A 23,111-nucleotide genomic window follows, 5' to 3' on the forward strand; every position below is an offset into this window, starting at 1 on the left:
GCAGCTACAGCACCAAAAAGGCGGAACAGAGGTTCCGCCTTTTTGATCTCAGATCTCAACCTTCTCTTTGTATTCACAAAGGTCTTCGATCAGACAGGAGCCACAGCGCGGCTTGCGGGCAATGCAGGTATAGCGACCGTGCAGGATAAACCAGTGATGGCAGTCCACCTTAAATTCTTTTGGCACAACCTTCAGCAGCTTCTCTTCAACCTGTTCAACATTTTTGCCTGGCGCAAAATTGGTGCGGTTACAGACGCGGAAGATATGCGTATCGACGGCAATGGTGGGCCAGCCAAAAGCGGTATTCAGCACCACGTTCGCTGTTTTACGGCCCACGCCTGGCAGCGCTTCTAACGCTTCACGATCTTCCGGCACTTCACCCTGATGCTTTTCCAGCAAAATACGGCAGGTTTTGATGATGTTCTCTGCTTTGCTGTTAAACAGGCCAATAGTTCTGATGTACTCTTTTACCCCCTCCACACCCAGCGCCAGCAACTGTGCCGGGGTGTTAGCCACCGGATAGAGTTTGGCTGTGGCCTTGTTGACGCTGACGTCGGTAGCCTGCGCTGAAAGCAGCACCGAAATCAGCAGTTCAAAGGGGGTGGTAAATACCAGTTCCGTGGTGGGATGCGGATTGTTCTCGCGCAGACGGCTCAAAATTTGCAGACGTTTATCCTTATTCACAGCGCACTCGCTTTTCCTTCTGGCAAGTTCTTCGCAGCCTGTTCGGCTTTCAGGGCCGCCCTTGCCTTGAGTTTATTGTCGATAACATATTTAGCGGCCAGCAGCATTCCCAGTCCGATAAACGCGCCCGGCGGCAGCATGGCCAGCAGCATTGGCGAATCAAAATGCACCACCTGGATGCGTAACACTTTTGCCCAGGGGCCTAAGAGCTGGTCGGCACCGTTGAAAATGGTGCCGTTACCGATGATCTCCCGCAGTGAACCCAGCACCACCATAACGCTGGTGGCCCCCAGCCCGATAGCCAGGCCATCCAACGCAGAGAGAGGCACGCTGTTTTTCGAGGCTACGGCCTCAGCGCGGCCCACCACGATGCAGTTGGTAACAATCAGCGGAATAAAGATCCCCAGCGACTGATAAAGGCCGTAAGCAAAGGCGTTAATCAGCATCTGCACGCAGCTGACAACGGCGGCAATAATCATCACGTAGATCGGAATACGGATATCAGAGGGAACCCAGCGGCGCGAAGCTGAAATGGCGCTGTTGGTGCAGGTCAGCACCAGCGTGGTAGCCAGCCCCAGCCCGAGCGCATTGGTGGCCGTTGAGGTGACGGCCAGCAGGGGACATAAGCCCAACAGCTGAACCAGTGCAGAGTTATTCTTCCACAGGCCGCCGATCACCAGGTTTTTTGCTTCACTCATTGGACTCTCCACATGAAGGCAGCGAGGCAAGCTGCGCTGGTAAGGTTGCGATATAAAGCGTGGCGCGTTTCGTCGCGTTGACCACGGCGCGTGGCGTAATGGTTGCGCCCGTGAACTGGTCAAAGTTGCCACCATCTTTCTTCACTGCAAAACTGGCGTCATCCTTACCTTTCAGCTGAACGCCGTTAAAACTGTTGATCCAGTTAGTGATCCTCAGCTCTATCTTATCACCCAGCCCCGGCGTTTCGTGGTGCTCAACTACCCGCACACCCAGCACTTTACCGGTAAAGTCCGCACCCACAATCATTTTAATAGCACCAGAATAGCCGTCCGGCGCCGTGGTCTCAACCGCGGCGGCTACGGGCTTGTCATCTTTACGGGCAAGATAGAGATGATGGGGGCCGCTACCCAGTGACGGGTCGAGCACCTGGTAGCACTCCTGCTGAATGGCATTGTTATACATCTCTGGCGGAACAACCTGATCCAGCAGGATTTTTTGCTGCAATACGGTCTGATGGTCAATCGTCGGTTTGGTCACGGCATTGATCACCGCCGTTAAGCCGGTAGTGACGGCAGCAAACAGCGCCAGCCGTACGCCGTTTTTGCGAATGGCATCCAGCATTACTTCTCCCTCCGATGACCGTAGACGCGCGGCTGCGTATAGTAATCAATTAACGGCACGGTAATATTAGCCAGCAGCACTGCAAAGGCAACGCCATCCGGATAGCCGCCAAAGCTGCGGATCAGCCAGACCAGCAGGCCAATCAGCACACCGTAAATCAGGCGACCTTTGTTGGTGGTCGAGGCGCTGACAGGATCGGTGGCAATAAAGAATGCCCCCAGCATCGTCGCGCCGGAGAATAAATGCACTACGGGTGAAACCAGGGTGTCAGGCGAGAAGATCCACCCCAGCGTGGAAAAGAGTGCCAGAGAGAGCAGGAAGCTGGCCGGAATATGCCAGCGGATGCTGTTGCTCCACAGCAGGAACAAGCCACCAGCCAGATAGCCGATGTTGACCCACTGCCAGCCCAGCCCGGCGATCACGCCACTATAAATGGGCTGCGCGCGAAGCGCCTCAGCACTGTGACCAGCGCGCAGGCCGGTTTTAAAGGTATCCAGCGGCGTAGCCTGGCTGACGCCATCAATGCCAGTTTGTAACTGCTGCATGCTATGGCCGTTCAGGGTATGGCCATGAAAGATCATGCTCAGCGTGTCCATAAACGTCGGTGTTATGGACTGTAAGGATTCGGGCGGCAGCCAGCTGGTCATCTGCACCGGGAAGGAGATAAGCAGCACAACGTAGCCAACCATCGCCGGATTAAACGGATTCTGTCCCAGACCGCCATAAAGCTGTTTGGCGATCACCACGGCAAACACCGTGCCGATAACAATCACCCACCAGGGGGCCAGCGGGGGAATGCTGATCCCCAGCAGCAGTGCGGTGAGCAGGGCAGAATTATCCCCCAGCGTTTTAGCCAGCGGCATTTTGCGCAGCTTAAGGACGGCGGCTTCCGCAGCGAGTCCGGCGGCTGCGGCAATCACTACCTGAATAAGATTCCCCCAGCCAAAAAAGTAACACTGGGCGGCAATACCGGGAATAGCTGCGGCGAGCACCAGCAGCATAATAGTGCTGGTGCTGCGGCGGTTGTGCGTATAGGGCGAGCTAGCGAGTCGAAAAGCCATTTAATCCTCTTGCGTAGAATGCTGCGCCTTGCGCGCTTTAACACGTGCGATGGCCGCCGCCACTGCCGCCTTACGGGGATCGTCAGACGCTGCTGGCGATCCGTCAGAATCGTTTTTAGTTGCGGCTTCAGGATGCTGTTCCGCTGATCCGGCAGGCTCCACCTGCTGCGGCTCAGCTTCTGCCTGCTCAGCAGCCTGTGCAGCCTTCTTCGCTTTTGCCCGTGCGATAGCAGCCGCCACCGCTGCTTTGCGCGGATCGGCTGGTGCTTCGGCGTCAGGCTCTGCCGGTTTGACTTCCGACGTAGCCTGCTGCGGCTCAGCTTCTGCCTGCTCAGCAGCCTGTGCAGCTTTCTTCGCTTTTGCCCGCGCAATGGCAGCCGCCACCGCTGCTTTGCGCGGATCGGCTGGTGCTTCGGCCTCAGGCTCTGCCGGTTTTACTTCAGAGTTTGCCTGCTGCGGCTCAGCTTCTGCCTGCTCGGCAGCCTGTGCAGCTTTCTTCGCTTTTGCCCGCGCAATGGCAGCCGCCACCGCTGCTTTGCGCGGATCGGTTGGTGCTTCAGCTTCAGGCTCTGCCGGTTTGACTTCCGGCGTTGCCTGCTGAGGCTCAGCTTCTGCCTGCTCAGCAGCCTGTGCAGCTTTCTTCGCTTTTGCCCGCCCGATGGCAGCCTCCACCGCTGCTTTACGCGGATCGACTGGTGCTTCAGCTTCAGGGGCTGCCGGTTTTACCTCAGAGTTTTCCTGCTGCGGCGCTGATTCGTGCTGATCCTGCGAAGCCTTCTTCGCCCTGGCTCGGGCAATAGCGGCCTCAACTGCCGCTTTACGCGGATCGCCTGTCTGTCTGGTGGCTGGTTCGGTCTCAGACTGTCTTTCGGCTTCATGTGCCATCGCTTGCGCATGACGCGCTGAGCGCTGCGCCGTCTGGACGGGGTTTTCTGCCGCCGTTTCGTCTGTCGGTGACTCTGCCTGCTTTTTAGCTTTTACCCGTGCGAGCGCAGCGGCAACCTGGCCATTCTCGCCGTCACTGGTGCTGCGCTTAGCCTGCTGATGACGGGCTTCCCGCGCCAGTTTTTCGCGTTCCAGACGTTCCTGCCGCGCTTCGAATCGGGCTTTAGCCTGTGCAGTACGCTCAGCCTCAAGATCGATGGCGCGAATTTCTGCCTTCTCCCGGCGATAATACTGAACCAGAGGGATATTGCTGGGGCAGACGTAGGCGCAGGCACCGCACTCAATGCAGTCCGAGATATTGTGCTCGCGGGCTTTGTCATGATCGCCGCCGCGGCTGTACCAGTAAAGCTGCTGCGGCAGCAGGGCCGCCGGACAGACATCGGCGCAGGCGCTGCAACGAATGCAGGATTTCTCCTCTTCTTCGTTGCCCATTTCGCTGGCCGACGGGGCCAGAATACAGTTGGTAATTTTCACCACCGGCACATCCAGCGTCGGCAGGGTGAAGCCCATCAGCGGGCCGCCCATCACCACCATCTGGCCAGAAGCCGGAGAGAAGTCAGCATTGTGCAGCAGGTGGCTGATTGGGGTGCCCAGGCGGCCCCAGACATTGCCAGGTTTACCAACGGAGCCGCCCGTCAGCGTCACCACGCGTTCAGTCAGCGCCTCACCGTTAATCACTGCCCGTTTAACAGCGTATGCCGTTCCGACGTTTTGCATCAGTACGCCGATATCGGTGGAACGCCCGCCATGGGGAACTTCGCGTCCGGTCAGGATTTTAGTCAGCTGTTTCGCGCCGCCGGAAGGATATTTGGTAGGGATAACCCTGATTTGCAGATCGGTAGCCTTGCCCAGCGCTTTTTTCAGCGCGGCTATCGCCTCGGGCTTATTATCTTCAATGCCGATCAGCACCTGCTCCGACTGTAATACCCAGGCCAGGATGCGGCAGCCTTCCAGCACCTCTGCGGCGCAGTCTTGCATCAGACGGTCATCTGCGGTGATGTAAGGCTCACACTCTGCGGCGTTGATAATCAGCGTTTTCACGCCGTGCAGGCCACCTTTTAGCTTGGTAGCCGTCGGGAACCCAGCACCGCCCAGACCAGCCACGCCAGCCTGATGGATCCGACTGACAATTTCACTTCGTTCACTCTGGCGGTAATCCGCCACAGGATGACGTTCACACCAGCGATCTTCGCCATCCGGCCTGAGAAAAATACACATTTCGGCCAGCGCAGAAGGATGGGCGGTCATATGGGGACCAATCCCCTCTACGATGCCGGAAGTGGGGGCGTGTACCGGCAGCATACGGCCACGACCAAACGTCAGCGGCTCGCCGCGCAGCACTTTGTCACCAGGGCTGACCAGCAGTTCGCCCTCGTGGCCGATGTGCTGCTTAATGGGAATAATAAATTGTGCCGGCAGCGGCAGCTGACGCAAAGGCGTGCCGTTAGACTGGGTTTTCATCTCCGGCGGATGAATACCGCCAGCGAAATCCCAGAGAGGCTCTTTTTTAAAAAAGTTGAACAGATTACGCATGACGTTCCACAGAAATAACCTTGACCGGGATAGTATTTAAATCCCACTTCCAGCTCGCTGTGGTGGGCGCAACCGGACGCATTTCAATACAGTCGGTTGGGCAGGGCGCAACGCAGAGATCGCAACCGGTGCAGACATCGCTAAGCACGGTGTGCATGGCGCGTGTCGCTCCTACAATCGCATCCACCGGGCAGGCCTGAATACACTTGGTACAGCCGATGCAGTTCTCTTCATCTATCCACGCGACTTTGCGCTGAGGTTCCAGCACCGCTTCTTCACCCAGCGGCTGAGGATCGACATTCAGCAGCGCCGCCAGCTTGAGCATGGTTTGCTCGCCGCCCGGTGCGCACTTGTTAATCATTTCGCCGTTGTTTCCCACTGCATCTGCATAGGGTCGGCAGCCAGGGTAACCGCACTGGCCGCACTGGCTTTGCGGCAGAATGGCATCAATCTGTTCGACGATTGGGTCTTCTTCCACTTTGAAACGACGGGAAGCGTAGCCCAACAGGCCACCAAAAAACAGGCCAAGCACGCTCAGCACCCCAACAGCAATCCATACCGCACTCATCAGAATTTCACCAGTCCGCTGAAGCCCATAAAAGCCAGCGCCATCAGGCCTGCTGTGACCAGGGCAATGGAGGAACCTTTAAACGGCGCAGGAACTTCCGCCAGCACCAGACGTTCGCGGATGCCGGCAAACAGAACCATCACCAGTGAAAAGCCCAGCGCGCCGCTGAAACCAAACAGCGCAGCCTGAAGGAAGGTGTGATTCAGGTTAACGCTGAGCAACGGCACGCCTAACACCGCGCAGTTGGTGGTAATCAACGGCAGAAAAATACCCAGAAGCCGATAGAGATCCGGGCTGGTTTTGCGCACCACCATTTCGGTGAACTGCACCACGACGGCGATCACCAGGATATAGGCCATGGTGCGCAGATAGACGAGATCCAGCGGCAGCAGAATAAGGTGGTTCACCAGCCATGCGCAGATCGAGGCCAGGGTGATAACAAACGTCGTGGCGAGTCCCATGCCAATTGCCGTTTCCAGTTTTTTGGAAACGCCCATAAAGGGACAGAGGCCGAGAAACTTCACCAGAACGAAGTTGTTCACCAGCACTGTGCCAATAAAAAGAAGCAGGTAATCGGTCATTTTTACGCCTGATAAAAAGATAGCCGCCTATTATCGGACATTGAGCGCGTGACGACAACACACCAGCAGCAAGGTTATTGCTCTAACGCACGGAGGATTAAAATTATGCTGCCTTTTTCATCACTGAACCGGCGGAAAAACCAGGGGAAGCAGCTTTCCGCAGGCCAGCTGGCACCCGTGGCGGCATAAAATGGCCTTCCCCTCGCTTCAGAAAGTACCAGGATGCCGTGCGGTAATTGGCTGCGGGAAAAAGTCTGGCTCGCCGCGTCAGCTCAGATGGAGCAGCACGATCAAAGCCAGGCGGAAGGTTAAGGCTCAATAAAGGTGTTTTTCACCCGTTGAGAACGCTTGAGGTAGGGCACAAGAACCGCCGCAGCAAACAGGGCAATCAGTAAAGTGCGAAGCGCTGCCGCGTCGCTAACCGGGGAAAAGGCAAAGGTCTTGATGGCCAACAGCACCGTCACCAGAAGCCAGATTATATAATGGCGGGGAAGACGGCGCGATCGTTTACAGAAAATCCATGTGACCCAGATGCTGTAACCCCAGACTATCAGCGAGGTAATTAATGAAATACTCCATTGCAGGGTAAAAGCATGGGTATTGTTAAGCAGCGCGCTGCGCAGTTCAGGGGTGATCAATGCGCTTAAATACATTGCCACCACCAGGGCGCTGGTCAGCATGGTCATTATTAACCAGGCAAGCGGGACCAGAAGCAGCCCGGCAATGCGCGGTGTTGGATCGGTAGCCACTCATTATCCTTATAAAACAAGCAGACCCTTTTTTATCTGAACAGGTCATGCATAACAGGGACAAAGAGTATACGAAAGGCCTGGTGAATTTTGAACGGAAATTTAAACCACATAACGCCAGACAGATTTAGGTACGCAGCCGAGATCAAACAGACGTCCCCCTGAAGTGAGTTCAGCACGACGGTGATCGGCAGCGCGATACATATTAATAATTTCTTGATTATCGGTAAGAGAATAATTCAGGTGGTCGTACAATTTTTCCAGCGTGTCAAGCGAGCTTACTTTACGAAATTTTAACAGATAATCTTGAACTGTCATGGTGGCCGTTAGCGGTCAGAAATAGGAGGCACAAGTATATTACTGACGCTTAAGGTGTCTATAGGTCAAAGTGGTAAAGCCAGCTAATTTCAGAAAACAACGTAAGGATTTCACGCAATTTTGAGACCAGACGTTTATTATCTCGCCACTTTTCCGCTCTGGCTTTAATCAGATGTGGCGTAAGTCACAAAACGGTTAAAAAGCTTTTAGCTGATACAGGGGCCGCGCCATGACAGAACCTGACCTTATATTGTAATCGCTTCCATCAGATGCGGCGATAAGCGCTTATGTTTATTACAGTTATTTAACATCCCCAAAAAAAACTTCAGGCATTTTGTCCATATCGCGTAGCCTGCCTTACAGGGTGGTAATTCACGTAACCTCTTTTAATTGTTGTGATTTGTGAGCATTGTCGAAATTGTTTTAGCCAGAATCGGTCAGGATTCAGTGGCGTTTGACCCTACACAACGAAATCCCTTCAGAGGAAAAATAATCATGTGGAAGCGTTTACTTTTAACCACCCTTATCAGTGCGAGCCTTTCTGGCGCGGCGCTGGCAGAATCAATGACGGTGGGTTTCTCGCAGGTTGGCTCTGAATCAGGCTGGCGTGCGGCAGAAACCAGCGTGGCGAAAAGCGAGGCCCAGAAGCGCGGCATCACGCTGAAAATTGCCGATGGTCAGCAGAAACAAGAGAACCAGATCAAGGCCGTGCGCTCTTTTATCGCGCAGGGTGTGGATGCCATTTTTATCGCGCCGGTGGTACAAACCGGCTGGGAGCCGGTACTTGAAGAAGCAAAAGATGCCAAAATTCCGGTGTTCCTGCTTGACCGCGCAATTGTGGTCAAAGACAAATCGTTATATATGGCGGTGGTGACGGCAGACAACGTCTATGAAGGCAAACTTATTGGCGACTGGCTGGTGAAACAGCAGGCGGGTAAGCCATGTAATGTGGTGGAACTGCAAGGCACTGTGGGTGCCAGCGTAGCGATTGACCGCAAAAAAGGGTTTGCTGAAGCGATAAGCTCGGCACCGGGGATTAAAATTATCCGTTCTCAGTCCGGCGACTTCACCCGCAGTAAAGGGAAAGAAGTGATGGAAAGCTTTATTAAAGCGGAGAATAACGGCAAAAATATCTGCATGGTATATGCCCATAACGATGATATGGCAATTGGCGCTATTCAGGCCATTAAAGAAGCGGGACTGAAGCCCGGTAAAGATGTTCTGACCGGTTCTATTGATGGCGTTCCCGATATTTATAAAGCGATGCTGGCGGGCGAAGCGAATGCCAACGTAGAGCTGACACCAAATATGGCTGGCCCGGCGTTTGATGCGCTGGAGAAATTCAAGAAAGATGGCACCATGCCGCCGAAAATCATCAAAACCGAGTCGAAGCTCTACCTTCCTGCCGATGCGCAGTCTCAGTTAGACAAGAAAAAAGGCATGGGTTACTAACCCTCTCGCCGCCTGGCAATCAGGCGGCTTTTTTCATGGTTGAGGCGAAGTCGTATGAGCATGCAAAACATGACACCGGCACCGCTGCTCTCCGTGAGCGGCGTCAGCAAAGCTTTTCCTGGCGTGAAGGCGCTGGATAACGTCTCTTTTGAGATCCGGCCCGGCGAAATAATGGCGCTGCTTGGGGAAAATGGCGCGGGTAAATCCACCATTATTAAAGTGCTGACCGGCGTTTATAAGCGGGACAGCGGTACCGTTATCCTGGACGGTCAAGCGATTAATCCGCATAGCACTGCCGAAGCTCAGGCTATGGGTATCGGTACGGTTTATCAGGAAGTGAATCTGCTGCCTAACATGTCGGTTGCGGATAATCTGTTTATTGGTCGTGAGCCACGTCGCTTTGGGTTGATCGACCGCAAAACGCTGATACGTAAAGCGCAGGCCCTGCTGAGAGGCTACGGCTTTGAGCTGGACGTTACGCGCCCGTTGGGGCAGTTCTCGGTAGCTATGCAGCAGATTATTGCCATCTGCCGGGCGGTGGATCTCTCCGCTAAAGTTCTGATCCTTGATGAACCCACCGCCAGTCTGGATGCCAGTGAAGTTGAGATGCTGTTTACGCTGATGAATCAGCTTAAAGCCAGAGGGATGAGTCTGATCTTTGTTACTCACTTCCTGGACCAGGTTTATAAAGTCAGCGACAGGATCACCGTACTGCGCAACGGGCAATTTGTTGCCACGCGTGAAACCCGTGAGCTGCCGCAGATTGAACTGATCAAGCTGATGCTGGGGCGCGAACTGCTGGAAACGGCATTGCAACGTGCGGGCAGCACGCTGAAAAGCAATCAGCCGGTGGTGGAGTTCAAAGATTACGGCAAGAAAGGCACCATTGAGCCATTCAGCCTCAGCGTTCGTCCTGGTGAAGCCGTGGGCCTGGCTGGCCTGTTAGGGTCGGGCAGGACGGAGACCGCCGAGCTGCTGTTTGGCATTAAACGCGCCGACAGCGGCAGCGCCTTTATCAAGGGAAAAAAACGTACTATCCGCACCCCGGCGCAGGCATCGCGTCTTGGCATGGGGTTCTGTCCGGAAGATCGCAAAACGGACGGCATCATCGGTGCGGCATCGGTGCGTGAAAATATCATTCTTGCGCTTCAGGCGCAGCGCGGCTGGCTGCGGCCCATTAAACGCCGTGAGCAGCAGCAGATAGCGGAGCGCTTTATTAAAAGCCTGGGTATCCGCACCCCACATGCAGAGCAGCCGGTTGAGTTACTTTCCGGCGGCAATCAACAAAAAGTTCTGCTCTCCCGCTGGCTGGTAACAAAACCTCAGTTTCTGATCCTGGATGAGCCTACGCGCGGCATCGATGTCGGTGCGCATGCTGAAATCATTCGTCTGATCGAATCACTCTGTGCCGACGGTCTGGCACTGCTGGTTATCTCCTCTGAGCTTGAAGAGCTGGTGGGATATGCGGATCGGGTGGTGATCCTGAGAGATCGTCAGCAGGTAGCGGAAATACCGCTTGAGCAACTTTCCGTGGCCTCAATTGTTAACGCTATTGCGGCAGGAGGGGCGCAGCATGCTTGAGTCACATCTGGTGCCGGGGAAGAGACCCATGTTGAAACGTAAACTGCCGGCAGGCATGCCGCAACTCGCAGCGCTGTTGCTGGTGCTGCTGGTGGACAGCCTGGTTGCCAATAATTTCTTCGCTATTCATCTTCAGGATGGGCGCCTGTTCGGCAGCCCGATCGATATTCTTAACCGGGCCGCTCCCGTTGCGTTACTGGCGATTGGCATGACGCTGGTGATCGCTACCGGCGGGATTGACCTCTCCGTGGGTGCGGTAATGGCAATTGCCGGCGCCACGGCGGCGACACTTACCGTGGCGGGCCACAGCCTGACGGTGATTATCCTTGCCACGTTAGGAACCGGCATTCTTTGCGGTTTGTGGAACGGCATTCTGGTCGCGCTGCTGAAGATCCAGCCCTTTGTCGCCACGCTGATCCTGATGGTGGCGGGGCGCGGGATAGCGCAACTGATCACTCAGGGACAAATTGTCACCTTTGACAGTGAGTCGCTGGCTCATCTGGGAAGCGGTACCCTCTGGCTGTTACCGGTGCCGGTCTGGATTACGCTGGTCATGGCGCTGCTGGTCTGGGTACTGACCCGTAAGAGTGCGTTAGGCATGTTTATCGAAGCGGTAGGGATTAACCTGCGCGCGGCGAGAAACGCTGGGGTCAATGGCTGGCTGATAGTGATGACTACTTATGTTATCAGCGGCCTGTGCGCGGCGGTGGCGGGACTGATTATTGCGGCTGATATCCGGGGCGCGGACGCCAACAATGCCGGACTCTGGCTGGAACTGGATGCGATCCTTGCGGTAGTGATAGGTGGTGCTTCCCTGATGGGAGGGCGCTTCAATCTGCTGCTTTCGCTGACGGGTGCGCTGATTATCCAGGCGATGAATACCGGGATTTTGCTTTCCGGCTTCCCGCCTGAGCTGAATCAGGTAGTGAAATCGGTGGTGGTGATGGCGGTACTGTTGATCCAGTCGCCACGGTTTATTCAACTGTTTAAGCGAGGACGCCAAGGTGGTTAAACGTCATCTTCCCCTGATGATAACGCTGCTGGTATTTGTAGCAGGTTATCTCTTTTGTCTCAGCCAGTTTCCCGGTTTCGCTTCAACCAGGGTGATTGCCAATATACTGACCGACAACGCCTTTCTGGGCATTATTGCGGTAGGAATGACGTTTGTTATTCTTTCCGGCGGGATCGATTTGTCGGTTGGTGCGGTTATTGCGTTCACCGGCGTATTTCTGGCCAGAGCCATCGGCGATTTTCACCTGAATCCCTGGGCGGCATTTGCGCTGGTGATGGTAATGGGTTCGGCGTTTGGTGCCTTTATGGGCTGGCTTATCGACGCGCTGAAAATCCCGGCGTTTATTATTACCCTGGCGGGCATGTTCTTTTTACGGGGCAGCAGCTATCTGGTTTCTGAAAGCTCACTGCCTATTGATCACCCGCTCTACACTACCTTATCCAGCCTGGCGTGGAAGATACCCGGTGGCGGCAGGCTTAGCCTGCTGGCGGTGATTATGCTGATGGTGGTGGCGTTGGGTATCTTGCTGGCACACCGCAGCCGTTTTGGTAATCAGGTTTATGCCATTGGCGGTAATGTCACTTCCGCCCAGCTGATGGGCATTTCCACCCGCAGCACCACTATCCGTATTTATATGCTCTCTTCCGGGTTAGCCACGCTTGCGGGTATCGTCTTCTCGCTTTATACCTCCGCCGGATATGCGCTGGCGGGCATGGGTGTAGAGCTGGATGCCATTGCCTCAGTGGTAATTGGCGGCACGCTGCTCTCCGGCGGCGTTGGCACCGTGCTGGGTACTTTATTCGGCGTACTGATTCAGGGGTTGATCCAGACCTGGATCAATTTTGACGGTACGCTGAGTTCCTGGTGGACCAAAATCGCCATCGGTATTTTGCTGTTCGCCTTTATCGCGCTGCAACGTCTGCTGACGGTAATGTGGGATCGTCAGCAAAATGCGCCGGTGAAAAGGCTGGCTGGATAGGGGCAGGGAGTTTGGGCTGAACTCACAGGCACAAGTTGCCTGTGGGGGAGTGCTCTGCCGGGAGATTAGGCTGAACCCAAAAAAGGGACAAGTTGCCTGTGAGGCGGTGCTCCGGTCAGGGAGATTGGGCTGAACACAAAGACGCCGTGAAATCATCCCTGATGGCTGCGAAGCGGCGTCCATGCCGCTTAGCCTTTGCTTATCAGCCCATTCTCCCTTCCCAATAGCTTTAGTGATGCCTGTTTGAAAAACCAAAACCAAAGTATTACCCCGGCACAAATTTGGCACTGTCAGCTTTTGACCTGTGCAAGCACTGAACTCACCGACAACACCGAACATTTTGGGTGGCACCATTGGGCACGTAAGCCGAGTGTATGCCGCAGGGATGCGGCATCCGGGTCTCCAGGGATGGATTCACGACGTCTCGGATAACGTGCCCAATGGTGACGCCTTGCCACCGCACCCGGTTTTGACCTTACTGCGTCTTGGATAACGTGCCCTGTGGTGACGTCTTTTCACTGTGCCCGGTCTTGACATGTATGAATGCCAAATTCACCAATAAGGCTAAATTTAACGGATGGTGCTCCGTAGTGCCAAAACATTAGTCTTACTGACGAATATTCCCAGAGCAACAGGAATGCGTTAAGATGCCAGCCATTCTTCTTCACAGGGTGTGGTCATGCTTAAGTCCCTCATTATTCTCACCTGTTTATTGCTTACTGCCTGCTCAACGACGCCCGCCACTTCTTCCGGACAACCTGAAATAATCAAGCAGGTTAAACCAAACTATCCGGTTTACGCTTACAGGAACCATATCACTGGCTTTGTGAAGTTTGACTACGATGTCGGAGCGGACGGGAAAGTGAGTGAGATGCGGATTAGAGAATCAGAGCCACAACATCTGTTTGATGACGCGGTGATTGCTGCGATGGCGCAATGGCGATTTGAGATCAATAAACCTTATAAAAACCTGCATCAGAAAATAACCTTCGCCCTTAACGGCGGCAACGATCTTATTCCCGGTACGCTCAAATAATAGCCCGGCGGACGAGCTGCGCTTATAAAAACGCCCACGTTAAGTGGGCGTTGCTGAAAATCAAAAGCGGATAACAGTTAGCGCTGATTCAGACGGTAAAATGCCTCGTTCCAGCGCAAAGCGTCTTTGAAGCCGTGAAGAGTGGTTTCCTCGTCGATGATCAGCACCTCAATGCCATGCATCTCACCATATTGGCGCATATCTTCGACCGTCAGCGCCTGGCTGAACACCGTGTGGTGCGCGCCGCCGCCCAGGATCCAGGCTTCTGAAGCTGTTGCCAGCGACGGCTGTGCATGCCACAGCGCACGGGCGACAGGAAGCTTAGGCAGCGGTTTTGGCTGCTCGATAGCATCCACCACATTCACCAACAGACGGAAACGGTCGCCCATATCCACCACGCTGGCATTGACCGCGCGGCCTGCCGGTGTGGAGAAAATCATCCTGGCCGGGTCGGCCTTGCCGCCAATGCCCAGATACTGCACGTCAATCAGCGGACGGCTCTCTTTGGCAATGGAAGGGCAGACTTCCAGCATATGCGAGCCTAAAACCAGCTCATTGCCCGGTGAGAAGTGATAGGTGTAATCCTCCATAAAGGAGGTGCCGCCCGGCAGGCCTGTCGCCATTACTTTGAAAATGTGCAGCAGCGCAGCGGTTTTCCAGTCGCCTTCGCCTGCAAATCCATAGCCCTGCTGCATCAGACGCTGTACCGCCAGACCCGGCAGCTGGGTCATGCCGTGTAACGTCTGGAAATTGGTGGTGAACGCCATGCAGCCTTCATTCTGTAAAAAGCCTTTGATGCCCAGCTCAATTTTTGCTGCATCCAGCACGTTCTGACGCTTCTCGCCATTTACTGCGGCGGCGGCGGTGAACTCGTACAGGCTCTCATATTCATCCACCAGGGCGTTCACATCACCCTCGCTGACACCGTTAATGACCTCCACCAGGTCGCCCACGCCCCAGCCGTTGACTGAATAGCCAAACTGGATTTGCGCCGCAACCTTATCCCCCTCAGTTACCGCTACTTCACGCATATTGTCGCCAAAGCGGGCAACTTTCAGCTGCTGACTGGCCTGTTTTGCGGCGGCGGATCGCATCCATTTGCCCAGACGCTCCTGGGTTGTTTTATCCTGCCAGTGACCTGTCACCACGCTGTGCTGAAGACGCATGCGTGCGCCAATAAACCCAAACTCACGGCCGCCGTGTGCGGTCTGGTTCAGATTCATAAAGTCCATATCCATGCTGTCCCACGGGATTTCAGCATTAAACTGGGTATGGAATTGCAGCAGCGGTTTATTCAGTACCGACAGTCCGCCAATCCACATTTTGGCCGGAGAGAAGGTATGCAGCCAGGTGACAATTCCCAGACAGTCATCCGCATAATTGGCCTGGCGGCAGAGCGCCAGCGCTTCATCAGGGCTTTTTACCAGCGGTTTCAGCACCAGCGTAAAGGGCAGATTCCCCTCGCTGTTCAGCCCGTCCACCACCTGCTGACCATGCTGTTCAACCTGGCGAAGGGTTTCCGCGCCATAAAGATGCTGGGTGCCAATAACAAACCAGACGTTGTAAGAAGCAGGCTTAGTCATGTAGTTCTCCTTAAATTTGGGTCGGCTGAGCGGCAAACTGAGGTTCGGCCACTTCACACCACTGAAGGTAACGTTGATAAAGTTGTTGATAGCGTGCGACGCGGGTGGCATCGGGTTGCAAAGTCGTGGCGATGGGGCTGGCCATTTTTTGCTGCGCAGAAGGGACATCCGGATAGACGCCTGCGGCAACTGCGGCAAAAATCGCTGCGCCCAGTGCACAACATTCATCAGAGGCGACGATATCCAGCGGACGGTTCATCACATCGCAACAGACCTGCATAATGGCGGGCGATTTCCGGGCGATGCCGCCCAGCGTCAGAATGCTCTCCACAGGAATGGCCTGCTGTTCAAAGCACTCCATAATGGCACGGGCGCCAAAGGCGGTGGCGGCGATAAACCCACCAAACAGCGTTGGCGCATCGGTGCCAAGGTTGAGATCGGTAATGACCCCCTGCAAACGTTGATTGGCAAAAGGCGTGCGGCGGCCGTTAAACCAGTCCAGTACTACCGGTAAATGGTCGAGTTGCGGATCCTCTGCCCAGGCTTTGGTCAGATCGTTCAGCAGGGTTTTGCGGATGGCGTCCAGATCTGGCTTCAGCTCAGGATGACGCTGGCCCGCCTGTTCAAGCGGCCAGCAGAGCAGGCGGCTGAACCAGGCGTACATATCGCCAAAGGCTGACTGGCCCGCTTCAAGACCTACCATATCTGGCACCACGCTGCCGTTTACCTGACCGCAAATGCCTTTAATTGCCCGGTCGCCAACGCGCTCCGGATCGGCAATCAGAATGTCGCAGGTTGAGGTGCCAATTACTTTCACCAGGGTATAAGGGCCAGCTCCCGCTCCCACCGCGCCCATATGGCAGTCAAACGCGCCGCCGGAAAGGGTGACGGTGGTGGGCAGGCCGAGGCGTTCTGCCCATTCGGATGTGATCTGACCCACCGGTAAATCAGCGGTCCAGGTCTCGTTAAATAACGGGGTATCCAGATGTTGGGTCAGCATTGGGTCCAGCGCATTTAAAAACTCGCTGGTGGGTAAACCCTGCCACTCCGGGTGCCAGAGTGATTTATGACCCGCCGCACAACGTCCGCGACGCATCTCCGCCGGTGCAGTAGTGCCGCTCAGCAAAGCGGGCACCCAGTCACAAAGCTCTACCCAGGAAACGGCGGCTTCACGCACGGCACGATCCTCACGGCTGACATGCAGGATCTTGGCCCAGAACCATTCGGAAGAGTAAATGCCGCCGATAAAGCGCGAATAGTCTTCAAACTCTCCGCTGTGACAGAGACGGGTGATCTCCTCTGCTTCTTTAATTGCAGTATGGTCTTTCCATAACACGAACATGGCATTGGGGTTGTCGGCAAATTCCGGACGCAACGCCAGCACCTGGCCATCGCGGTCAACAGGGGCAGGGGTTGAACCGGTTGAATCGACGCCGATGCCGACAACATTCTGCCGCTGCTCTGGGGTTAACTTGGTGACAACGTCACGGATAGCCTGTTCGAAGGCGTCTATATAGTCCTGTGGATGATGGCGAAACTGATTAATACGGCTCTGACAGTAGCGTCCCGCCTGCCAGCGCGGGTAGGCCACAACCTCTGCATATAACTCTTTGCCGCTGGCACAGTCTACGGCTAATGCCCGAACCGAATCGCTTCCGAAATCCAGGCCTATTGTGATGGCTCCCAACTGCATTCTCTGATCTCCAGACGGTATGGTTAATCCTGTCTGACTACCCTATGAATTTGGCCGGGTTTCGGTTAGGTAAAGTACGCTGCAAATATGCACTTTTCTGTCATGGGGAGGGAATCTGTGACGCAGCTCTAATGTTACATGAAGGTTAATTTTGCTGAATACATGGATGAAATTGCTGAAATCACAGGGTGTGATACCGCTCTCCCTTTCCTTGCTAAGTTCCCGTTAAAACTAGCGCTCATCGGCACAGGGCTTGCTGTCCTGACCGAAAAACTTGCGGTTTTAAGCCCTTAGCGGGGCAGCAATCTGAATGATACCGTTTACATCACACCGCCTGAAAGCGGGTACTGAGCCGGAGAGCCTCATGCACAAAATACCCTACGCGCTGGCAGCAATTGGCCTTGCAGCCGTTATGTCACATTCAGCTATGGCTGAGACCATGAAACTGGGTTTCCTGGTGAAACAACCGGAAGAACCCTGGTTCCAGACTGAATGGAAGTTTGCTGATAAAGCCGGCAAAGAGATGGGCTTTGAAGTGATCAAAATTGCCGTACCGGACGGCGAGAAAACCCTGAACGCCATCGACAGTCTGGCGGCAAGCGGGGCGAAAGGCTTTGTTATCTGTACGCCGGACCCCAAACTCGGCTCCGCTATTGTGGCTAAAGCACGCAGCTACGATCTGAAAGTCATTGCCGTGGACGATCAGTTTGTCACTGCCAAAGGCAAACCTATGGATACCGTGCCGCTGGTGATGATGGCCGCCACTAAAATTGGCGAGCGTCAGGGGCAGGAACTCTATAAGGAGATGAAGAAACGCGGTTGGGAAGCGAAGGACACCGGCGTAATGGCGATCACCGCTGATGAGCTGGATACCGCTCGTCGTCGCACCAGTGGATCTATGGAGGCGCTGAAAGCGGCTGGCTTCCCGGCAGCACAGATCTACAAAGTTCCGACCAAATCTAATGATATCCCTGGCGCCTTTGATGCCGGTAACTCACTGCTGGTGCAGCATCCGGGCGTGAAGCACTGGCTGATCCTGGGCATGAATGACAACACCGTGCTGGGTGGCGTCCGCGCTACAGAAGGTCAGGGCTTTAAGGCTCCGGATGTGATTGGCATTGGTATCAACGGCGTGGATGCCGTTAATGAACTGTCGAAAGGCCAGGCTACCGGCTTCTACGGTTCACTGTTGCCAAGCCCGGATGTGCATGGCTATAAGAGCATCCAGATGCTTTACAACTGGGTAACGAAAGATGCTGAACCGGCGAAATTTACTGAAGTGACCGACGTGGTGCTGATCACCCGCGACAACTTCAAAACGGAACTGGCGAAAAAAGGCCTGATGTAATCCCACCAGGACGGCGCAATGCGTCGTCCTGGTAAACCCGGCAGGAGGAATAATGAGTACGCAACCCGCCTATCTGAGTTTTCATGGCATCGGGAAAACCTTTCCCGGCGTTAAAGCCTTGCAGGATATCAGCTTTGAATGTGGTGCCGGAGAGATCCATGCCCTGATGGGAGAAAACGGCGCGGGAAAATCCACGCTGTTGAAAATTCTCAGCGGCAGCTATCAGCCCAGCAGCGGAGAGATCCGCCTACAGGGTCAACCCGTAAGCTTTACCCATACCACAGCCGCGCTGGATGCGGGGGTAGCCATCATCTATCAGGAGCTGCATCTGGTACCGGAAATGTCGGTGGCAGAGAATATCTATCTGGGTCAGCTGCCGCAGAGAGCGGGCTTCGTTAACCGCAAGCTGCTGCGTTATGAGGCGGGAGAACAGCTGAAAAACCTGGGGATGGATATCGACCCGGATACTCCGCTTAAATCGCTCTCTCTGGGGCAGTGGCAGATGGTTGAAATCGCCAAAGCGCTGGCGCGTAACGCTAAGGTTATCGCCTTTGACGAACCCACCAGTTCGCTCTCCGCCCGTGAGATTGAACACCTGTTCCGCGTGATCCGCCAGCTGCGTGAGCAGGGCCGCGTGGTGCTGTACGTCTCGCATCGCATGGAAGAGATTTTCGCCCTGAGCGATGCAATTACCGTGTTTAAGGATGGCCGCTATGTCCAGACCTTTACCAATGTTCCAGGCACCACGCACGATGAGCTGGTGCAGGCGATGGTGGGCCGTAATATCGGTGATATCTATGGCTATTCACCGCGCAAAACCGGTGCGGTGCGGCTGCAACTGAATGAAGTGCAGGCCAAAGGCGTGCGGAAGCCGATCTCCCTTAACGTCCATGCCGGCGAAATTGTGGGGCTGTTTGGTCTGGTCGGTGCAGGGCGCAGCGAACTGATGAAGGGGCTGTTTGGCGCGACCAGACTCACCGGTGGTGAAATGCGGCTGGATGGCGAACCGATAGTGATTAAAGAGCCAGCGCACGCAATCCGCGCCGGGATCCTGCTCTGCCCGGAAGATCGTAAGGCGGACGGTATCATTCCTGTTCACTCAGTACGGGACAACATCAACATCAGCGCCCGCCGCAACAATCTTACCGCTGGCTGTCTGATCGACAATCAGTGGGAGGGGAAAAATGCCGCGAAGCATATCCGTTCACTCAATATTAAAACGCCTTCTGCCGATCAGCTGATCATGAACCTTTCCGGAGGCAACCAGCAAAAAGCGATTCTGGGCCGCTGGTTATCAGAGGATATGAAAGTGATCCTGCTTGATGAGCCGACCCGCGGTATCGATGTCGGCGCCAAAAACGAAATCTATACCCTGATTTATGCGCTGGCGGAACAGGGCATTGCCGTGCTGTTTGCCTCCAGCGATCTGCCTGAGGTTATGGGGCTGGCGGACCGTATTCTGGTGATGAGAGAGGGCGAAATCGCCGGTGAGCTAAGCCATGACCAGGCCACGGAAGCGTTAACGCTCAGTCTTGCTATGCCAAAAACCACCCAACACACTGCCGTAGTGGCCTGATTAGAAGGAGTATTGTTATGTCATCTTCCACCACGTCTTCTGCAACGCCACCGAAGCCGACCCAGCGGGTGAATTTAAGCCGCATCTGGGATAATTTCGGTATGCTGGTAGTCTTCGCCGTGCTGTTTATCGGCTGCACTATTTTTGTGCCAAATTTTGGTTCACTGATTAACATGAAAGGCCTTGGGCTGGCGATGTCGATGTCTGGCATGGTTGCCTGCGGCATGCTCTTCTGCCTGGCCTCGGGTGATTTTGACCTCTCCGTCGCTTCAGTTATCGCCTGTGCCGGTGTGACCACCGCCGTGGTGATCAACATGACCGAAAGCCTCTGGATCGGTATTGCTGCCGGACTGCTGCTGGGCGTGGCCTGCGGCTTTATTAATGGCTTTGTGATTGCCAAACTGAAAATCAATGCGTTGATTACCACTTTAGCGACGATGCAGATAGTACGTGGTCTGGCTTATATCTTCTCTAATGGTCAGGCCGTTGGCATTGAAGATGAACGCTTCTTTGCGCTGGGCTACACCAACTGGTTTGGCGTGCCGGCACCCGTGTGGCTGACTATTGGCACCATGATCATCTTTGGTTTCCTGCTGAATAAAACCACCTTTGGCCGCAACACGCTGGCTATCGGCGGTAATGAAGAAGCGGCCCGTCTGGCGGGTGTGCCGGTGGTACGAACCCGCATCATTATCTTTATCCTCTCGGGCCTGGTTTCCGCCGCAGCCGGGATCATTCTTGCCTCGCGCATGACCAGCGGTCAGCCGATGACCTCACTGGGTTATGAGCTGATAGTGATCTCAGCCTGTGTATTGGGTGGCGTCTCGCTGAAGGGCGGGATCGGCAAAATCTCCTACGTGGTGGCAGGCGTGCTGATCCTCGGTACGGTTGAGAATGCGATGAATTTATTGAATATCTCGCCTTTCTCACAGTATGTGGTGCGCGGTCTGATACTGTTAGCGGCGGTTATTTTCGACCGCTACAAACAGAAAGCTAAAGCGGCCTGACAGGAGGCGTTATGTACCATCGTTTAGCGCCGGTTGCGCAGTCAAACCCGCTCTTACCCGGTTATCAGTTTACCGCCTGGCTGGTTGCCGGTATGACGCCAATCAATGCCGGAGATGGGCTGGACTTTCTTATTGACCGTCCACAGGGCATGAAAGGCTTTATCATCAACCTGACCACCAAAGGTCGCGGTCAGGTGTTTAACAATGAGCATGCGTTTGACTGTGAACCGGGCGATATACTGCTGTTTCAGCCAAAAACGCCCCATTATTATGGCCGATCGCCAGAAAGCGACTGCTGGCACCATCGCTGGATCTATTTCCGTCCGCGCGCCTACTGGAGCGACTGGCTGAAGTGGCAGGATGAGAAGCAGGGCGTGGGAAGGCTGAGGCTGCCGGAGCGTCTGCGGGGAGAGTTCGAAAGGCTGTTTGCCAATATCGAGCAGACGCATACCTCCGGCAGGCGGTTTGCGGAAGAGCTGGCGATGAACCTGCTGGAGCGGCTGCTCTTGCGTGCGGTGGAAGAAGACCCCCGCAGTCATCAGCAGATCCGTGATCCAAGAGTGATCGAGGCGTGTCAGTTCGTCACCAGCAACCTGGCGGGTGAGCTGAAAATTGATGAAGTGGCTAACCATGTCTGTCTCTCGCCGTCGCGCCTGGCACATCTCTTTCGTGAGCAGATGGGCGTTAATTTGCTGCGCTGGCGGGAGGATCAGCGTGTGATCCGCGCCAAACTGCTGCTGCAAACCACGCAGGAGCCGATTGCCACCGTAGGAAGAATTGTAGGCTATGACGATCAGCTCTATTTTTCCCGCGTGTTTCGTAAACGCGTGGGCGTCAGCCCCAGCGACTTCCGCCGTCGTTCGCTGGATGCGCACGATGCGCTGGTGGCGCAGGAAACCTGGGATTTAACCGCCATCAGTTAAGCTGAACGGGATATTTCAGCGCATTCCCGCTTGTTCTTGCCCGGTTGATAGTCTTAAATCATCTGGGTAAAGGACAAGAGGAATGCAAATGAGCGACAAAATACGTGTAGGGCTGGTGGGTTACGGCTTCGCCAGCAAGACCTTCCATGCGCCATTAATCGCAGGCACCGCCGGGATGGAACTGGCGGCCGTTTCCAGCAGCGATGCCGGTAAAGTGCACGCTGACTGGCCATCCACCCAGGTTGTGTCAGACCCGCAAACCCTGTTTGACGATCCCACTCTGCAACTGATAGTGATCCCCACGCCAAACGATACCCATTTCCCGCTGGCGAAAGCCGCGCTGAATGCGGGCAAGCATGTGGTGGTGGACAAGCCGTTTACCGTCACCCTTTCTCAGGCACGTGAGCTGGATGCGCTGGCAAAGGCTAAAGGGCTGCTGCTTTCCGTTTTCCATAACCGACGCTGGGACAGCGACTTCCTGACGCTGAAAACGCTGTTGAGTACGGGGACGCTGGGTGAAGTACGTTACTTTGAATCCCATTTTGACCGCTTCCGTCTGGAAGTGCGTAACCGCTGGCGTGAGCAGAAGGGTGCAGGCAGCGGCATCTGGTACGATCTGGGGCCGCATCTGATCGATCAGGCTCTGCAACTGTTCGGCTCGCCGGTAGCGATCAACGTAGATTTAGCTGAGATGCGTCCTGGCGCGCAGACCACAGACTATTTCCATGCGGTGCTGACCTATCCTCAGCGTCGCATTGTGCTGCATGCCAGCATGCTGGTGGCCGCCGAATCGCCACGTTATCAGGTGCACGGCACCAAAGGCAGCTATGTGAAATATGGTCTAGATCCGCAGGAGGATCGCCTGAAAGCGGGCGCCCGTCCACCGCAGGAGGAGTGGGGCTACGATATGCGCGATGGCGTAGTGACGCTGGTAAACGGCGACATGATGGCAGAAGAAACGCTGCTGACCACACCAGGCAACTATCCAGCCTATTACGCTGGGGTACGTGACGCCATCAATGGCGACGGCAACAACCCGGTTACTGCGGAAGAAGCGATTCAGGTGATGGAGCTGATTGAACTTGGCTTGCAGTCGGCTGAGAAGCGACAGACGCTGTCACTGAAGTAGAGCAGGAGCCGCCTGGCTCTGATAAAACCCCGC

21 protein-coding genes are annotated in these 23,111 nt (G+C 55.0%); 10 read left to right on the top strand and 11 right to left on the bottom strand.

Annotated elements, in window-relative coordinates; translation table 11 throughout:
- Positions 1-48: 48 nt before the first annotated feature.
- From nth to ydgT, 9 genes are all read right to left on the bottom strand, one after another.
- Positions 49-684: an endonuclease III gene (gene nth, locus AAH450_RS04315; protein ID WP_342909064.1), complete on the bottom strand. Its 636-nt coding sequence runs from the start codon at positions 682-684 to the stop codon at positions 49-51.
- The gene (locus AAH450_RS04320; protein WP_318792018.1) at positions 681-1,382 is read right to left on the bottom strand and encodes an electron transport complex subunit E; all 702 of its coding nucleotides are present in this window, start codon (positions 1,380-1,382) and stop codon (positions 681-683) included. Before AAH450_RS04320 ends, nth begins: the two co-directional genes overlap by 4 nt.
- Positions 1,375-2,004, bottom strand: coding sequence for an electron transport complex subunit RsxG (gene rsxG, locus AAH450_RS04325; protein ID WP_342909065.1), 630 nt, complete (start codon positions 2,002-2,004; stop codon positions 1,375-1,377). The genes AAH450_RS04320 and rsxG overlap by 8 nt, the downstream gene beginning before the upstream one ends.
- Positions 2,004-3,065 (bottom strand): electron transport complex subunit RsxD, encoded by a 1,062-nt coding sequence (gene rsxD, locus AAH450_RS04330; protein ID WP_342909066.1) that lies wholly within the window; start codon positions 3,063-3,065, stop codon positions 2,004-2,006. The genes rsxG and rsxD overlap by 1 nt, the downstream gene beginning before the upstream one ends.
- Entirely contained in the window at positions 3,066-5,543 is a 2,478-nt protein-coding gene (gene rsxC, locus AAH450_RS04335; RefSeq protein ID WP_342909067.1) for an electron transport complex subunit RsxC, read from the bottom strand. It abuts the gene before it with no gap.
- A complete protein-coding gene (rsxB, locus tag AAH450_RS04340) occupies positions 5,536-6,111 on the bottom strand; it encodes an electron transport complex subunit RsxB (RefSeq protein ID WP_342909068.1) in 576 nt (191 codons plus the stop codon). Before rsxB ends, rsxC begins: the two co-directional genes overlap by 8 nt.
- Positions 6,111-6,692 (bottom strand): electron transport complex subunit RsxA, encoded by a 582-nt coding sequence (gene rsxA / locus AAH450_RS04345; protein WP_318792013.1) that lies wholly within the window; start codon positions 6,690-6,692, stop codon positions 6,111-6,113. The genes rsxB and rsxA overlap by 1 nt, the downstream gene beginning before the upstream one ends.
- Before the next feature lie 308 nt (positions 6,693-7,000).
- Positions 7,001-7,441 carry a DUF2569 domain-containing protein gene (locus AAH450_RS04350; protein WP_342909069.1) on the bottom strand — a complete coding sequence of 147 codons (441 nt, stop codon included), beginning with the start codon at positions 7,439-7,441 and terminating at the stop codon, positions 7,001-7,003.
- A gap of 102 nt (positions 7,442-7,543) precedes the next feature.
- Positions 7,544-7,759 carry a transcription modulator YdgT gene (ydgT, locus tag AAH450_RS04355; RefSeq protein ID WP_342909070.1) on the bottom strand — a complete coding sequence of 72 codons (216 nt, stop codon included), beginning with the start codon at positions 7,757-7,759 and terminating at the stop codon, positions 7,544-7,546.
- A gap of 495 nt (positions 7,760-8,254) precedes the next feature.
- Between ydgT and ytfQ the strand changes: the two genes are divergently transcribed.
- The 5 genes from ytfQ (at position 8,255) to AAH450_RS04380 (ending at position 13,819) form a co-directional block, all read left to right on the top strand.
- On the top strand, positions 8,255-9,211 hold the full coding sequence (gene ytfQ / locus AAH450_RS04360; protein ID WP_342909071.1) for a galactofuranose ABC transporter, galactofuranose-binding protein YtfQ: 957 nt from the start codon (positions 8,255-8,257) through the stop codon (positions 9,209-9,211).
- A 54-nt stretch (positions 9,212-9,265) separates the two neighbouring features.
- Complete coding sequence (gene ytfR / locus AAH450_RS04365; RefSeq protein WP_342909072.1) at positions 9,266-10,792, top strand: galactofuranose ABC transporter, ATP-binding protein YtfR; 1,527 nt, start codon at positions 9,266-9,268, stop codon at positions 10,790-10,792.
- Entirely contained in the window at positions 10,785-11,804 is a 1,020-nt protein-coding gene (gene ytfT, locus AAH450_RS04370; RefSeq protein WP_342909073.1) for a galactofuranose ABC transporter, ATP-binding protein YtfT, read from the top strand. The genes ytfR and ytfT overlap by 8 nt, the downstream gene beginning before the upstream one ends.
- On the top strand, positions 11,797-12,783 hold the full coding sequence (gene yjfF, locus AAH450_RS04375) for a galactofuranose ABC transporter, permease protein YjfF (protein ID WP_342909074.1): 987 nt from the start codon (positions 11,797-11,799) through the stop codon (positions 12,781-12,783). Before ytfT ends, yjfF begins: the two co-directional genes overlap by 8 nt.
- Positions 12,784-13,462: 679 nt before the next feature.
- Complete coding sequence (locus AAH450_RS04380; RefSeq protein WP_342909075.1) at positions 13,463-13,819, top strand: TonB family protein; 357 nt, start codon at positions 13,463-13,465, stop codon at positions 13,817-13,819.
- A gap of 77 nt (positions 13,820-13,896) precedes the next feature.
- On the opposite strand, the gene araA is transcribed toward AAH450_RS04380, so the two are convergent.
- Together araA and AAH450_RS04390 are read right to left on the bottom strand one after the other, a co-directional pair.
- The gene (gene araA, locus AAH450_RS04385) at positions 13,897-15,402 is read right to left on the bottom strand and encodes an L-arabinose isomerase (RefSeq protein WP_342909076.1); all 1,506 of its coding nucleotides are present in this window, start codon (positions 15,400-15,402) and stop codon (positions 13,897-13,899) included.
- 10 nt (positions 15,403-15,412) lie between these two features.
- Entirely contained in the window at positions 15,413-17,095 is a 1,683-nt protein-coding gene (locus tag AAH450_RS04390; protein ID WP_342909077.1) for a ribulokinase, read from the bottom strand.
- Positions 17,096-17,459: 364 nt separating this feature from the next.
- Between AAH450_RS04390 and AAH450_RS04395 the strand changes: the two genes are divergently transcribed.
- From AAH450_RS04395 to AAH450_RS04415, 5 genes are all read left to right on the top strand, one after another.
- The gene (locus AAH450_RS04395) at positions 17,460-18,443 is read left to right on the top strand and encodes an arabinose ABC transporter substrate-binding protein (RefSeq protein ID WP_342909078.1); all 984 of its coding nucleotides are present in this window, start codon (positions 17,460-17,462) and stop codon (positions 18,441-18,443) included.
- A 52-nt stretch (positions 18,444-18,495) separates the two neighbouring features.
- Positions 18,496-20,019 carry an L-arabinose ABC transporter ATP-binding protein AraG gene (gene araG / locus AAH450_RS04400; RefSeq protein ID WP_342909079.1) on the top strand — a complete coding sequence of 508 codons (1,524 nt, stop codon included), beginning with the start codon at positions 18,496-18,498 and terminating at the stop codon, positions 20,017-20,019.
- Between the two features lie 17 nt (positions 20,020-20,036).
- Positions 20,037-21,026 (top strand): L-arabinose ABC transporter permease AraH, encoded by a 990-nt coding sequence (gene araH / locus AAH450_RS04405; RefSeq protein WP_342909080.1) that lies wholly within the window; start codon positions 20,037-20,039, stop codon positions 21,024-21,026.
- A gap of 11 nt (positions 21,027-21,037) precedes the next feature.
- Positions 21,038-21,949, top strand: a complete 912-nt coding sequence (gene araC / locus AAH450_RS04410) for an arabinose operon transcriptional regulator AraC (protein WP_342909081.1) — start codon at positions 21,038-21,040, stop codon at positions 21,947-21,949.
- A gap of 88 nt (positions 21,950-22,037) precedes the next feature.
- Positions 22,038-23,078: an oxidoreductase gene (locus AAH450_RS04415; protein ID WP_342909082.1), complete on the top strand. Its 1,041-nt coding sequence runs from the start codon at positions 22,038-22,040 to the stop codon at positions 23,076-23,078.
- The last annotated feature ends 33 nt before the right edge of the window (positions 23,079-23,111 follow it).

The organism is Erwinia magellanica (genome assembly GCF_039023495.1).
Lineage (GTDB): Bacteria > Pseudomonadota > Gammaproteobacteria > Enterobacterales > Enterobacteriaceae > Erwinia.

Excerpts from the sequence above, each read along its gene's own strand:
- AAH450_RS04320 (WP_318792018.1), bottom strand. The coding sequence starts at position 1,382 with ATGAGTGAAGCAAAAAACCTGGTGATCGGCGGCCTGTGGAAGAATAAC.
- rsxG (WP_342909065.1), bottom strand. The coding sequence starts at position 2,004 with ATGCTGGATGCCATTCGCAAAAACGGCGTACGGCTGGCGCTGTTTGCT.
- rsxD (WP_342909066.1), bottom strand. The coding sequence starts at position 3,065 with ATGGCTTTTCGACTCGCTAGCTCGCCCTATACGCACAACCGCCGCAGC.
- rsxC (WP_342909067.1), bottom strand. The coding sequence starts at position 5,543 with ATGCGTAATCTGTTCAACTTTTTTAAAAAAGAGCCTCTCTGGGATTTC.
- rsxB (WP_342909068.1), bottom strand. The coding sequence starts at position 6,111 with ATGAGTGCGGTATGGATTGCTGTTGGGGTGCTGAGCGTGCTTGGCCTG.
- rsxA (WP_318792013.1), bottom strand. The coding sequence starts at position 6,692 with ATGACCGATTACCTGCTTCTTTTTATTGGCACAGTGCTGGTGAACAAC.
- ydgT (WP_342909070.1), bottom strand. The coding sequence starts at position 7,759 with ATGACAGTTCAAGATTATCTGTTAAAATTTCGTAAAGTAAGCTCGCTT.
- ytfQ (WP_342909071.1), top strand. The coding sequence starts at position 8,255 with ATGTGGAAGCGTTTACTTTTAACCACCCTTATCAGTGCGAGCCTTTCT.
- ytfR (WP_342909072.1), top strand. The coding sequence starts at position 9,266 with ATGAGCATGCAAAACATGACACCGGCACCGCTGCTCTCCGTGAGCGGC.
- ytfT (WP_342909073.1), top strand. The coding sequence starts at position 10,785 with ATGCTTGAGTCACATCTGGTGCCGGGGAAGAGACCCATGTTGAAACGT.
- AAH450_RS04380 (WP_342909075.1), top strand. The coding sequence starts at position 13,463 with ATGCTTAAGTCCCTCATTATTCTCACCTGTTTATTGCTTACTGCCTGC.
- araA (WP_342909076.1), bottom strand. The coding sequence starts at position 15,402 with ATGACTAAGCCTGCTTCTTACAACGTCTGGTTTGTTATTGGCACCCAG.
- AAH450_RS04390 (WP_342909077.1), bottom strand. The coding sequence starts at position 17,095 with ATGCAGTTGGGAGCCATCACAATAGGCCTGGATTTCGGAAGCGATTCG.
- AAH450_RS04395 (WP_342909078.1), top strand. The coding sequence starts at position 17,460 with ATGCACAAAATACCCTACGCGCTGGCAGCAATTGGCCTTGCAGCCGTT.
- araG (WP_342909079.1), top strand. The coding sequence starts at position 18,496 with ATGAGTACGCAACCCGCCTATCTGAGTTTTCATGGCATCGGGAAAACC.
- araH (WP_342909080.1), top strand. The coding sequence starts at position 20,037 with ATGTCATCTTCCACCACGTCTTCTGCAACGCCACCGAAGCCGACCCAG.
- araC (WP_342909081.1), top strand. The coding sequence starts at position 21,038 with ATGTACCATCGTTTAGCGCCGGTTGCGCAGTCAAACCCGCTCTTACCC.
- AAH450_RS04415 (WP_342909082.1), top strand. The coding sequence starts at position 22,038 with ATGAGCGACAAAATACGTGTAGGGCTGGTGGGTTACGGCTTCGCCAGC.